12 protein-coding genes are annotated in these 12,358 nt (G+C 58.9%); 6 read left to right on the top strand and 6 right to left on the bottom strand.

Annotation, left to right across the window (positions count from 1 at the left end):
• Positions 1–388: 388 nt before the first annotated feature.
• Together ACI512_RS09735 and ACI512_RS09730 are read right to left on the bottom strand one after the other, a co-directional pair.
• Complete coding sequence (locus tag ACI512_RS09735; protein ID WP_012722490.1) at positions 389–1,606, bottom strand: argininosuccinate synthase; 1,218 nt, start codon at positions 1,604–1,606, stop codon at positions 389–391.
• Between the two features lie 141 nt (positions 1,607–1,747).
• Positions 1,748–2,656 (bottom strand): OmpA family protein, encoded by a 909-nt coding sequence (locus ACI512_RS09730; protein WP_012722489.1) that lies wholly within the window; start codon positions 2,654–2,656, stop codon positions 1,748–1,750.
• A gap of 156 nt (positions 2,657–2,812) precedes the next feature.
• Here ACI512_RS09730 and pyrC point away from each other — a divergent pair, with 156 nt between their 5' ends.
• Both pyrC and rnt read left to right on the top strand, forming a co-directional pair.
• Complete coding sequence (pyrC, locus tag ACI512_RS09725) at positions 2,813–3,859, top strand: dihydroorotase (protein ID WP_046034441.1); 1,047 nt, start codon at positions 2,813–2,815, stop codon at positions 3,857–3,859.
• Positions 3,856–4,527 carry a ribonuclease T gene (gene rnt, locus ACI512_RS09720; protein WP_010564138.1) on the top strand — a complete coding sequence of 224 codons (672 nt, stop codon included), beginning with the start codon at positions 3,856–3,858 and terminating at the stop codon, positions 4,525–4,527. The genes pyrC and rnt overlap by 4 nt, the downstream gene beginning before the upstream one ends.
• A gap of 169 nt (positions 4,528–4,696) precedes the next feature.
• Here rnt and ACI512_RS09715 read toward each other — a convergent pair whose 3' ends face one another.
• Positions 4,697–5,299 (bottom strand): peroxiredoxin, encoded by a 603-nt coding sequence (locus ACI512_RS09715; protein ID WP_003172097.1) that lies wholly within the window; start codon positions 5,297–5,299, stop codon positions 4,697–4,699.
• 243 nt (positions 5,300–5,542) lie between these two features.
• Between ACI512_RS09715 and ACI512_RS09710 the strand changes: the two genes are divergently transcribed.
• Complete coding sequence (locus ACI512_RS09710; protein WP_010564137.1) at positions 5,543–5,761, top strand: bacterioferritin-associated ferredoxin; 219 nt, start codon at positions 5,543–5,545, stop codon at positions 5,759–5,761.
• A 201-nt stretch (positions 5,762–5,962) separates the two neighbouring features.
• Positions 5,963–6,433, top strand: a complete 471-nt coding sequence (gene bfr / locus ACI512_RS09705) for a bacterioferritin (RefSeq protein ID WP_012722487.1) — start codon at positions 5,963–5,965, stop codon at positions 6,431–6,433.
• Between the two features lie 79 nt (positions 6,434–6,512).
• On the opposite strand, the gene grxD is transcribed toward bfr, so the two are convergent.
• Together grxD and ACI512_RS09695 are read right to left on the bottom strand one after the other, a co-directional pair.
• On the bottom strand, positions 6,513–6,851 hold the full coding sequence (gene grxD, locus ACI512_RS09700; protein ID WP_012722486.1) for a Grx4 family monothiol glutaredoxin: 339 nt from the start codon (positions 6,849–6,851) through the stop codon (positions 6,513–6,515).
• 77 nt (positions 6,852–6,928) lie between these two features.
• Entirely contained in the window at positions 6,929–9,037 is a 2,109-nt protein-coding gene (locus ACI512_RS09695; RefSeq protein WP_236382383.1) for a molybdopterin oxidoreductase family protein, read from the bottom strand.
• 433 nt (positions 9,038–9,470) lie between these two features.
• Here ACI512_RS09695 and argF point away from each other — a divergent pair, with 433 nt between their 5' ends.
• Both argF and ACI512_RS09685 read left to right on the top strand, forming a co-directional pair.
• Complete coding sequence (gene argF / locus ACI512_RS09690) at positions 9,471–10,391, top strand: ornithine carbamoyltransferase (RefSeq protein WP_012722484.1); 921 nt, start codon at positions 9,471–9,473, stop codon at positions 10,389–10,391.
• Positions 10,388–11,497 (top strand): ABC transporter ATP-binding protein, encoded by a 1,110-nt coding sequence (locus ACI512_RS09685; protein ID WP_064054895.1) that lies wholly within the window; start codon positions 10,388–10,390, stop codon positions 11,495–11,497. Before argF ends, ACI512_RS09685 begins: the two co-directional genes overlap by 4 nt.
• A gap of 135 nt (positions 11,498–11,632) precedes the next feature.
• Here the strand turns inward: ACI512_RS09685 and ybaK are convergent, their stop codons facing one another.
• A complete protein-coding gene (gene ybaK, locus ACI512_RS09680; RefSeq protein WP_012722482.1) occupies positions 11,633–12,103 on the bottom strand; it encodes a Cys-tRNA(Pro) deacylase in 471 nt (156 codons plus the stop codon).
• Between the last annotated feature and the right edge of the window lie 255 nt (positions 12,104–12,358).

Below are 12,358 nucleotides of genomic sequence, written 5' to 3'. Positions count from 1 at the left end.
GGTAAACGTACCGCACGTAACTCTCAGGAAATGCCCCTTGCCTCTCGCCGTTGGCCGAGTGAACGAGCAGGAAAGATCCGGCTGTTTTAGTTCCATTTAACATATTCACTTACATCCTTAATTCCTACAGACTATTCAGCGCTTTATATATTCGCTGTATCTGCATGAGTGAATTTTCTGTAAGACCAGTTCCTACATAGGTGTAAAAAATTCATTCCCCCTACACACTTCCAACAACAGCCAATTCAAATCCTCTGTTTGAGAAAGGTGGGGATGAAAAATATCAACATATGTTTAATCACTATAAACATCGCGACGTTCTATAAAATACACCGGCAAAAAAAATGGCCCCTTGAACAAGGGGCCATTCTTCACGACAGGCTGAAACTTAGAACAACGAGCGACCTTTGTTGGCCGCAATGCGCATGCGCAATGCATTCAACTTGATAAAGCCTGCCGCGTCCGCCTGATTGTAGGCGCCGCCGTCTTCTTCGAAGGTGGCGATGTTGGCGTCGAACAGGGAGTCATCAGATTTGCGACCGGTAACGATCACATTGCCCTTGTACAGCTTCAGGCGCACAACGCCGTTCACGTGGGCCTGGGACGCGTCGATCATCTGTTGCAGCATCAGGCGCTCAGGGCTCCACCAGTAGCCGGTGTAGATCAGGCTGGCGTACTTGGGCATCAGCTCGTCTTTGAGGTGAGCGACTTCGCGGTCCAGGGTGATGGACTCGATGGCGCGGTGAGCGCGCAGCATGATGGTGCCGCCTGGGGTTTCGTAGCAGCCACGGGACTTCATGCCCACGTAACGGTTCTCGACGATGTCGAGGCGACCGATACCGTGTTCGCCACCGATACGGTTCAGCGTCGCCAAAACGGTGGCCGGGGTCATTTCGACGCCGTCCAGCGCGACAATGTCGCCGTTGCGGTAGGTCAGTTCCAGGTATTGCGGCTTGTCGGGAGCGTTCTCCGGGGAGACGGTCCACTTCCACATGTCTTCTTCGTGCTCGGTCCAGGTGTCTTCCAGCACGCCGCCTTCATAGGAGATGTGCAGCAGGTTGGCGTCCATCGAGTACGGGGACTTCTTCTTGCCATGACGCTCGATCGGAATCGCGTGCTTTTCAGCGTAATCCATCAGCTTTTCACGGGACAGCAGGTCCCATTCACGCCAAGGCGCGATCACTTTCACGCCTGGCTTGAGCGCGTAGGCGCCCAGCTCGAAACGTACCTGGTCGTTGCCCTTGCCGGTGGCGCCATGGGAAATGGCGTCGGCGCCGGTTTCGTTGGCGATTTCGATCAGGCGCTTGGCGATCAGCGGACGTGCGATGGAGGTACCCAGCAGGTACTCGCCTTCGTAGACGGTGTTGGCGCGAAACATCGGGAAGACGAAATCGCGGACGAACTCTTCGCGCAGGTCGTCAATGTAGATCTCTTTCACGCCCATGGCTTGCGCCTTGGCACGTGCAGGTTCGACCTCTTCGCCCTGACCCAGGTCAGCGGTGAAGGTCACCACTTCACAGTTATAAGTATCCTGCAGCCACTTGAGGATCACCGAAGTGTCCAGGCCGCCGGAATACGCGAGAACGACCTTGTTTACGTCGGCCATGCCATCACTCCACGGGGTTGTACGGAAAGGCGTCGATTCTACCGACCAAAACCGTGGATTTACAGGGGCGCGACAGCAAATGAAGATAAAGCGACAGATTATGTCGAGAGGGCGACCGATGGTCGCACCTTAGGCTGCACATTATGACGTGTGTGCAGGGTTGCTCGGGCCGCTGGCCTGGGGCGCAGGTTTCTCGGGGGCTGCGACACGTTCGAGCTGAATATTCACCCGACGATTGCGCGCGCGATTGGCCGCATTGGTATTGGGCGCCAGCGGGTAGCTTTCGCCGTGGAAACGCAAGGTGATCTGCGATTCCGGAATACCGTTGGCCTTCAAGTAGTCCATCACCGCCAAGCCACGGCGGCGCGAGACGTCACGGTTGGTCAGGCGGTTGCCGCCGTTGTCCGAATGGCCGTTCAACTCGATATGGTTGACGGTAGGGTCGGCCTTCATGAACGCGAGAATCACGTCGAGTTTCTTCTTGGCCGCCGCGTCCAGTTCGATACCGCCACCCGGGAACCCGACTTCGGTCTGCTTGACCTGGTCGTAATTCATCGGCAACAGCTTGGTGGTGCACAGCTGGTAGTCGTTGTAGGCCTTGTTGAATTTCACCGGCAATAAGCGGATTTCCGAATAGCCGCCCTCACGCCCATAGTGTCGGACGGTCGGGCTGCGCCCTTCCAGCAACCCCGTAAACAGGCGCCCGGCCTGGGCTTGGGAGCTGTTGAACAAGACGTCGCCACTGCCGGCACGCACGGCGCCGAGGTTGATATCACCTCGGCCCGGCTGCCAAGGGGCGGCAGCCGCCAACAACGTGGCCGAGCCCACACCCAGCGAGCCGTTGTAGGCTTTCAGGCGAAACGTCGCCTGCTCGCCGGCCCGACGCACGAACTCACCCGAGCCGAAGTCGGTGATCGGTTGGGTCAGGCGGCACTCGAACTGATCGCCTTCTACCTTCCACTCAATATTCTCCAGACGTGTCTGGAACGTGAGGGCCATCGCAGGCAGGCTGGCGAACACACTGAGCAGGGCTAGATAATGCTGGCGCACGGGAGGCTCCACTGGTTTCTACAACACTTCAAAGCGTCATACATCGATAAGGCATACGAAAGGCTATCGGTTGCATCCTGCAAAACTTGATAGCGAGTGCCTGCAAGAGTCTTTTCCGGTAGCATTCCCACCAGATTGACCCGCCTGGAATCCCCAATGTCCGACCGCCTGACCCTGCTGCGTCCCGACGACTGGCATATTCATCTTCGCGATGGTGCTGCGTTACCCCACACCGTGGCCGATGTAGCGCGCACGTTTGGCCGCGCCATCATCATGCCTAACCTGGTACCTCCGGTGCGTAACGCCGAGCAAGCCGACGCCTATCGCCAGCGTATCCTCGCTGCGCGGCCGGCCGGCAGCCGCTTCGAACCGTTGATGGTGCTCTACCTCACCGACCGTACCCAGCCCGAAGAAATTCGTGAGGCCAAGGCCAGCGGTTTCGTGCACGCCGCCAAGCTGTACCCGGCCGGCGCGACCACCAACTCCGATTCCGGCGTGACCAGTATCGACAAGATCCTGCCGGCCATCGAAGCCATGGCGGAGGTCGGCATGCCGCTGCTGATCCACGGTGAAGTCACCCGTGGCGACGTGGACGTGTTCGATCGCGAGAAGATCTTCATCGACGAGCATATGCGCCGTGTGGTCGAGCTGTTCCCGACCCTCAAGGTCGTGTTCGAGCACATCACCACCGCCGATGCCGTGCAGTTCGTTACCGAGGCCTCGGCCAACGTCGGCGCGACGATCACCGCGCATCACCTGCTGTACAACCGCAACCACATGCTGGTGGGCGGGATTCGGCCGCACTTCTATTGCTTGCCGATCCTCAAGCGCAACACCCACCAGGTGGCCTTGCTGGATGCGGCGACCAGCGGCAATCCGAAGTTTTTCCTCGGCACCGACTCGGCACCCCACGCCCAGCACGCAAAAGAAGCCGCGTGCGGCTGTGCCGGTTGCTATACCGCGTTTGCCGCCATTGAGCTGTATGCCGAAGCATTCGAACAGCGCAACGCGCTGGACAAGCTCGAAGGCTTCGCCAGCCTCAATGGCCCGCGCTTCTACGGCCTGCCGGCGAATACCGACCGCATCACCCTGGTCCGTGAAGACTGGACCGCCCCTGCCAGCCTGCCGTTTGGCGAGCTGACTGTTATCCCGCTGCGCGCCGGTGAAACACTGCGCTGGCGCCTGCTGGAGGAAAGCAAGTGAGTGAAGACCATTACGATGACGAACACGAGCACAGTGGTGGCGGTTCCCGTCACCCGATGGCCGAGCGGTTCCGCGGCTATCTGCCGGTTGTCATCGACGTAGAAACCGGTGGTTTCAACTGCGCCACCGACGCGCTGCTGGAAATCGCGGCGACCACCATCGGCATGGACGAACAGGGTTTTGTGTTCCCGGAACACACCCACTTCTTTAGGGTGGAGCCATTCGAAGGCGCCAACATCGAAGCCGCTGCCCTGGAGTTCACCGGGATCAAGCTCGATCACCCGCTGCGCATGGCGGTGAGTGAAGAAGCGGCACTGACCGATATCTTCCGTGGCGTGCGCAAGGCGTTGAAGGCCAATGGCTGCAAACGCGCGATCCTGGTCGGCCATAACAGCAGCTTCGACCTGGGCTTCCTGAATGCCGCCGTGGCGCGGCTGGACATGAAGCGCAACCCGTTTCACCCGTTCTCCAGCTTCGACACCGCGACCCTCGCTGGCCTGGCTTATGGTCAGACCGTACTGGCGAAGGCCTGCCAAGCGGCGGGTATCGACTTTGACGGTCGCGAGGCGCACTCGGCCCGCTACGACACCGAGAAGACTGCCGAGCTGTTCTGCGGCATCGTCAACCGTTGGAAGCAGATGGGCGGCTGGGAAGACTTCAACGACTAACAGCGCTTTTGTGGTGAGCGGACTCGCTATGGTGAGCGGGCTTACTGTGGTGAAAGGGCTTACCACACCAAGCCCGCTCACCACAAAAAGCACGCTTGCCCCAGGGGCTTTTCCTCCACATAAAAAAACCGGCCCTCTCAGGCCGGTTTTTTTGTACCTCGACTCTGGCTTACAGCTTGCCAGCGTTCTCGGTCAGGTAAGCCGCAACACCTTCCGGCGAAGCGTTCATGCCTTTGTCGCCTTTTTTCCAGTTGGCAGGGCAGACTTCGCCGTGCTCTTCGTGGAATTGCAGGGCGTCGACCAGACGGATCAGCTCTTCCATGTTACGACCCAGTGGCAGGTCGTTGATGATCTGGGAGCGAACCACGCCTTTGTCGTCGATCAGGAACGCGCCACGGAAAGCCACGCCGCCTTCGGATTCAACGTCGTAAGCCTTGGCGATGTCGTGCTTCATGTCGGCAGCCATGGTGTATTTGACTTTGCCGATGCCGCCATCATTGATGGCGGTGTTGCGCCAAGCGTTGTGAGTGAAATGGGAGTCGATGGAAACGGCGACCACTTCAACGTTGCGCGCCTTGAAATCGTCCATGCGGTGGTCCAGGGCGATCAGCTCGGACGGGCAGACGAAGGTGAAGTCCAGCGGGTAGAAGAACACCAGGCCGTATTTGCCTTTGATGGCTTCAGACAGTTTGAAGCTGTCAACGATTTCGCCATTGCCGAGGACGGCGGGTACGTCGAAATCCGGGGCTTGTTTGCCGACGAGTACGCTCATTGGATATCTCCTGATGTGAGGGTGACGATTGAAGTAAAAGGACCGGCCCGAGTCTGCCGTGTTTAAGCGACAGCCCTGTGACGCAGTCACGCTTCGTGAAGACCGACCATCATACACTGAAAAAACCGTTCGTCAGTGCGGGCGCGGTGCCAGCCAATACCCTACGAATCTACTTTGACAATCATTCTCGTTAACATTAAGATCCATCGCACTTAAGCCTTAAACCCGCGATGGTTCTCCCTTATGTATGTGTGCCTCTGTACTGGCGTCACCGACGGACAAATCCGCGAAGCAATCTATGAAGGTTGCTGCAGCTACAAGGAAGTGCGTGAAACCACCGGCGTTGCCAGCCAGTGTGGCAAATGTGCTTGCCTCGCCAAGCAAGTGGTACGGGAAACCCTGACGCAGCTGCAGACAGCGCAGGCCGCGCTCCCCTATTCAGCAGAATTTACACACGCCTGATTGGGCATGTTTTAAAGAACCGGACTTAACGTCCGGTTTTTTTATGCCCGCAATTCAATTAGTTAGCGCCAAGACGCGGAACACAAACATTCTTATTCCGATTAATTTTCATTTATTATTCAATAACTTAGGTTTGACACTAAGGAATTCGCCGCTCAAACTCCGCCTTATACACAGCTATTACAGGGCAGGACCCCAGTCATGAAAGGCGACATCTCAGTCATCCAGCAACTCAACAAAATCCTTGCCAATGAACTGGTCGCGATCAATCAGTACTTCCTGCATGCGCGCATGTATGACGATTGGGGCCTGGAAAAGCTCGGCAAGCGTGAATACAAAGAATCCATCAAGGCCATGAAAGACGCCGACGCGCTGATCAAGCGCATCCTGTTCTTGGAAGGCCTGCCGAACGTGCAGGACCTGGGCAAGCTGAACATCGGCGAGCACACCCAAGAAATGATCAGCAGCGACTTGGGTTTTGAGCGCAAGAGCCACAGCGACCTCAAGGCCGCCATTGCTCACTGCGAAACCAAAGGCGACTTCGGCAGCCGTGAGCTGCTGGAAGACATCCTGGAAGACCAGGAAGAACACATCGACTGGCTGGAAACCCAACTGGGCCTGATCGACAAAGTCAGCCTGGAAAACTACCTGCAATCGCAGATGGGCGAATAAGCCCCAGCACGCAGGTACAAAAAAGCCCCGCTCTCTTAGAGACGCGGGGCTTTTTATTGCACGGCTTTTTACAGAAGCATCAAGCGTTAGTCTTGGCTGCAGCGTTTGCCGCTGCTTCTTTGACCAGCGTTTGCAGCGAACCATCAGCGGCCATCTCAACGATGATGTCGCTACCGCCGACCAGCTCACCGGCTACCCACAGCTGTGGGAACGTAGGCCAGTTGGCGTACTTCGGCAGGTTGGCGCGGATTTCAGGGTTTTGCAGGATATCCACGTAAGCGAATTTCTCGCCACACGCCATGATGGCCTGGGACGCCTTCGCGGAGAAACCGCACTGAGGAGCGTTGGGCGCGCCCTTCATGTAAAGCAGAATGGTGTTGTTGGCAATCTGCTCTTTGATCGTTTCGATGATATCCATGGAACACCTCGGCTGGAACTTTGCGACTCACAGGTCGGCACGGTGGCGCATTGTAACGCAAAATTCCAGCGCGGTGCTCAGGCGGCTGCTACCTGCACGGGAACACCGTTCAACGCAGCATTGCCCGATAACTCATCCAGCTGCCGCTCGTCGGTCAAGTCATTGGCACTCGCGCCTGGTTGCCCACTGGCGATCGTCATCTGGACACCTGGGCGCCCATGCCCCCAACCGTGGGGCAGGCTGACCACGCCGGGCATCATGTCCAGGCTGGCCAGCACTTCCACTTCGATCATGCCGATGCGCGAACTGACGCGCACGCGCTGGCCATCGCTCAGTTGCCGACGGGCCAGGTCATCCGGATGCATCAACAATTGATGGCGCGGCTTGCCCTTCACGAGCCGGTGATAGTTATGCATCCAGGAATTATTGCTGCGCACATGGCGGCGGCCGATCAGCAGCAGTTCGTCGGCCACAGGCACCGGCTGCGCCGCAAACCGCGCCAGGTCGGCGAGGATCACCGCCGGCGCCGCTTGCACCTTGCCATCGGCGGTCTTCAAACGAGCGGCAAGATTGGGCTGGAGCGGCCCGAGGTCCACGCCGTGGGGATGGTCTGCCAGCATTGCCACGGACAGCTTATGGCTGGACGCGTCACCGTACACCCCGGCACGCAAGCCAAAGTCGATCATCTGTGCAGGCGGCATTGTGGGTTTGAGCGCAACCCCCGTCTGCGCCGCGAACGCCTTGGCCAGGCCGACGAAAATCTCCCAGTCATGCAGCGCGCCTTCCGGCTTGGGCAAAATCGCGCGATTGAATCGCGTAACGTTACGCACCGCAAACATATTGAAAGTGGTGTCGTAGTGATCGTTTTCAAGCGCCGACGTGGACGGCAGGATCAGGTCGGCATAGCGTGTGGTCTCGTTGATATAAAGGTCGATGCTGACCATGAACTCCAGGCCATCCAGCGCCTGTTCCAGCTGACGGCCGTTAGGCGTCGACAACACCGGATTACCGGCCACCGTCACCAATGCCCGGATTTGCCCTTCGCCTTCAGTGAGCATTTCCTCAGCCAAGGCCGACACCGGCAACTCCCCGCCGTACTCCGGGCGCCCGGAAACCCGGCTCTGCCAACGATTGAAATGCCCGCCGCCGGTCGCTGCCACCAAATCCACCGCCGGCGTGGTGCACAGCGCGCCACCGACACGGTCCAGATTGCCCGTCACCAGGTTGATCAATTGCACCAGCCAATGGCACAGCGTGCCGAACGCCTGGGTCGACACCCCCATGCGCCCGTAACACACCGCCTTGTCGGCGGCGGAAAAGTCCCGCGCCAGCTGGCGGATCTGTTCAGCAGGCACCGCACACTGGCGACTCATGGCCTCAGCGCTGAACCCTGCGATGGCGCGGCGTACATCCTCCAGGCCTTCAATGGGTAGATGGCTGTCGCGGGTCAGGTTTTCGCTGAACAAGGTGTTGAGCACCCCAAACAACAACGCCGCATCACCGCCTGGCCGCACGAACAGATGCTGATCGGCAATGGCTGCCGTCTCGCTGCGCCGAGGATCGACCACCACCACTTTGCCGCCGCGTGCCTGAATCGCCTTGAGGCGCTTTTCCACATCCGGCACGGTCATGATGCTGCCGTTGGACGCCAGCGGGTTGCCCCCCAGGATCAGCATGAAGTCGGTGTGGTCGATGTCGGGGATTGGCAGCAACAGGCCATGGCCGTACATCAGGTAGCTGGTGAGGTGATGGGGTAACTGGTCCACCGAGGTCGCCGAAAACCGATTGCGCGTCTTCAACTGCCCCAGAAAATAGTTGCTGTGGGTCATCAGCCCATAGTTATGCACGCTGGGATTGCCCTGATACACCGCCACCGCATTCTGCCCATGCCGCGCCTGAATCCCCGCCAGCCGTTCGGCGACGAGGGCAAAGGCCTCGTCCCAGGCAATCGGCTGCCATTCGTTGCCCACCCGCAGCATGGGATGGTGCAGGCGGTCGGGATCATTCTGGATATCTTGCAGCGCGACGGCCTTGGGACAGATATGCCCACGGCTGAAACTGTCCTGGGCGTCGCCCTTGATCGAAGTGATCGCCAGGCTGCCGTCCTCGGCCTGGGTGGTTTCCAGCGTCAGGCCACAGATGGCTTCACACAGATGGCAGGCACGGTGGTGGAGAGTCTTGGTCATGGCCAGTCTCTTATCAGGGCTTTGGCCTAACTATGGCCCGCGGACGGCCAAGGCACCACTAACGTCAGTGCCGTGAATCGACAAGCATCAGGCCAGGCCATGGCTAAGCATGAGCAAATGTTTCAGAAACCTCGCAGGCGCGCGCTGAAACCGACGCAGCCTGGCCTGCAGCCGCCTCCGCACATTGCAAAAGGTTGCGACGCCAGTGTACAAATGAACCGCTGCTGTCTGGAATTCGTCTTCAAAAGCGCCTCGGCGCCCTGCTTGAACGCCCTTAAAAACCGTAGCCCTATTGGTAAGACGCGACATTTAATTATAAGATCGCGCCTTCCCCTATTTCGTCGCCCCGTGCGGCTTTCGCCGCAGGTCTCGCCCGTTGTCACAATAAACAAGGCTTTGAGTATCTGCGGTCTGTTGCAAAAGGTAGTTAATGATGAGCGCAAGGCACTTTCTCTCCCTGATGGATTGCACGCCCGAAGAGCTGGTCAGCGTGATCCGTCGAGGCATTGAGCTTAAAGACCTGCGTAACCGCGGCGTACTGTTCGAGCCTTTGAAAAACCGCGTGCTCGGGATGATTTTCGAGAAGTCGTCGACCCGCACCCGCGTGTCCTTCGAAGCCGGCATGATCCAACTGGGTGGCCAAGCCATCTTCTTGTCATCGCGTGATACCCAACTGGGCCGTGGCGAGCCTATCGCCGATAGCGCCAGGGTCATGTCACGCATGCTGGATGCGGTGATGATCCGTACCTTTGCCCACAGCACCGTGACCGAATTTGCCGCTCATTCGCGCGTTCCCGTCATCAACGGCCTGTCCGACGACCTGCACCCGTGCCAGTTGCTGGCCGACATGCAAACCTTCCTTGAGCACCGTGGCTCGATCCAGGGCAAGACCGTCGCCTGGATCGGTGATGGCAACAACATGTGCAACAGCTATATAGAAGCGGCGATCCAGTTCGACTTCCACCTGCGCGTCGCCTGCCCCGAAGGTTTTGAGCCCAGCGCCGAATTCCTCGCCAAGGCGGACGGTCGCGTACAACTGCTGCGCGATCCTAAGGACGCCGTTGTCGGCGCGCACCTGGTCAGCACCGACGTCTGGACCTCCATGGGCCAGGAAGACGAAACCGCCAAGCGCCTGGCCTTGTTTGCGCCGTACCAGGTCACCCGCGAACTGCTCGACCTGGCCGCGCCGGACGTACTGTTCATGCACTGCCTGCCCGCCCACCGTGGCGAGGAAATCAGCCTCGACCTGCTCGACGACCCACGTTCGGTCGCCTGGGACCAGGCTGAAAACCGCCTGCATGCGCAAAAGGCGTTGCTCGAATTTCTCGTCCCGCCGTCTTACCACCACGCATGAGCCATGAATTACTGCTGAACCTGCGCAATCTGGCATGCGGCTATCAAGATCAACGGGTGGTGCAGAACCTCAACCTGCACCTCAATGCGGGTGATATCGGTTGCCTGCTGGGCTCCTCGGGCTGCGGCAAAACCACCACCCTGCGCGCGATTGCCGGCTTTGAACCGGTGCACGAGGGCGAAATCAGCCTGGCCGGTGAAGTCATCTCGAGTGCCGGGTTCACCCTGGCACCGGAGAAACGTCGTATTGGCATGGTGTTTCAGGACTACGCGCTGTTTCCTCACCTCAGCGTCGCTGACAACATTGCCTTCGGCATTCGCAAACACCCGCAAAAAGACCGCGTGGTCGCTGAATTGCTCGAACTGGTAAACCTGAAGAACCTGGGCAAGCGTTTCCCCCATGAGCTTTCTGGTGGCCAGCAACAACGTGTAGCCCTCGCCCGCGCACTGGCGCCGGAGCCCGCATTGCTGCTACTGGATGAACCCTTCTCCAACCTGGATGGTGAGTTGCGGCGCAAGCTCAGCCACGAGGTGCGCGACATCCTCAAGGCGCGCGGCACCAGTGCGATCCTGGTCACCCATGACCAGGAAGAAGCTTTTGCCGTCAGCGACCAGGTGGGTGTGTTCAAGGAAGGCCGGCTTGAGCAGTGGGACACGCCCTACAACCTGTATCACGAACCGCAGACACCCTACGTCGCGAGTTTTATCGGCCAGGGTTACTTCATTCGTGGCCAATTGAGCTCGCCGGAATCGGTCAGCACCGAACTGGGTGAGCTGCGCGGCAACCGGGCCTACACCTGGCCTACCGGCGGCGCGGTGGACGTGCTACTGCGCCCGGATGACATCGTCTACGCACCCGACAGCGCGTTGAAAGCACGGATCGTCGGCAAGACCTTCCTCGGTGCTTCGACGTTGTACCGCCTGCAACTGCCGACGGGCGCACAGTTGGAATCGATTTTCCCCAGCCATGCAGACCATCAGGTGGGCGCGGATGTGGGGATTCGGGTGGCGGCCGAACACTTGGTGTTGTTCCAGGCGTCCGGCAGCACGGCGGCGCAGATTCCTCAGAGCGAGTCCGGCGTGCGGCGCCACAGCGCCGCTCACTGACGAAACCAGGTCAAAAATGTGAGAGGCGCTTGCTGCCGATAGCGGTGTATCAGTCACAGATAAGCTGGCTGATAGACTGCCATCGGCAGCAAGCCCCCTCCCACATTGGACCTCGGTAGCCTTCGAAGGCGGATCTCAGGCGCGACCAATCGGCGCGAACTTGGCCTGGGTATGCTCCGCCAGCACCACCGCCGGCAATTCAACCTCCAAGCCCCTCCTCCCCGCGCTCACAAAAATCGTTGCGAATGGCTGCGCCGTCACATCAATAAACGTGCGCAAACGCTTCTTCTGCCCCAGCGGGCTGATACCACCTAGCAGGTAGCCGGTGGAACGCTGCGCCGCTGCCGGGTCGGCCATTTCAACTTTCTTGACGCCTGCCGCGTGAGCCAGGGCTTTTAAATCCAGACTTCCGACGACCGGCACCACCGCTACCAACAATTCGCCCTTCTCGCTGCTGGCCAGCAAGGTCTTGAACACCTGCGCCGGGTCGAGGCCCAATTTTTCCGCGGCCTCCAGCCCATACGAAGCAGCCTTCGGATCATGTTCGTAACTGTGGATTCGATGTTCGGCGCGAACTTTTTTCAACAAATCCAATGCGGGGGTCATGACGTCTCCGGAGCGAGGCAAACAGATGGCCAATTCTAGGCCAAGCCCGCACAAAACGCTCTAGTCCGCCCACTCTTAAGGTGCACGTGCCATGTGACAAGTGTGATCATTCACCAGACCAATAGTTTGAAAGTGACCGACAGTTCACTTTCGACCTTTGACAGCCGTCATTCTTGTCTATATTTTTTCGTTTCCGAATACTGTAGGAATACACCTGCAGCATTCACGCAGTGAGCCGTGGCCGGGATGGGGATC

The sequence above is a fragment of the Pseudomonas petroselini genome, assembly GCF_045037875.1.
Taxonomy (GTDB): domain Bacteria; phylum Pseudomonadota; class Gammaproteobacteria; order Pseudomonadales; family Pseudomonadaceae; genus Aquipseudomonas; species Aquipseudomonas petroselini.
This window is presented reverse-complemented; position numbering and strand designations above follow the sequence as displayed.

What these genes read in the sequence shown, in the direction of transcription:
- ACI512_RS09695 (WP_236382383.1), bottom strand. Translation starts at nt 9,037, where the DNA reads ATGACCAAGACTCTCCACCACCGTGCCTGCCATCTGTGTGAAGCCATC.
- ybaK (WP_012722482.1), bottom strand. Translation starts at nt 12,103, where the DNA reads ATGACCCCCGCATTGGATTTGTTGAAAAAAGTTCGCGCCGAACATCGA.
- grxD (WP_012722486.1), bottom strand. Translation starts at nt 6,851, where the DNA reads ATGGATATCATCGAAACGATCAAAGAGCAGATTGCCAACAACACCATT.
- ACI512_RS09735 (WP_012722490.1), bottom strand. Translation starts at nt 1,606, where the DNA reads ATGGCCGACGTAAACAAGGTCGTTCTCGCGTATTCCGGCGGCCTGGAC.
- bfr (WP_012722487.1), top strand. Translation starts at nt 5,963, where the DNA reads ATGAAAGGCGACATCTCAGTCATCCAGCAACTCAACAAAATCCTTGCC.
- pyrC (WP_046034441.1), top strand. Translation starts at nt 2,813, where the DNA reads ATGTCCGACCGCCTGACCCTGCTGCGTCCCGACGACTGGCATATTCAT.
- argF (WP_012722484.1), top strand. Translation starts at nt 9,471, where the DNA reads ATGAGCGCAAGGCACTTTCTCTCCCTGATGGATTGCACGCCCGAAGAG.
- ACI512_RS09715 (WP_003172097.1), bottom strand. Translation starts at nt 5,299, where the DNA reads ATGAGCGTACTCGTCGGCAAACAAGCCCCGGATTTCGACGTACCCGCC.
- ACI512_RS09685 (WP_064054895.1), top strand. Translation starts at nt 10,388, where the DNA reads ATGAGCCATGAATTACTGCTGAACCTGCGCAATCTGGCATGCGGCTAT.
- ACI512_RS09710 (WP_010564137.1), top strand. Translation starts at nt 5,543, where the DNA reads ATGTATGTGTGCCTCTGTACTGGCGTCACCGACGGACAAATCCGCGAA.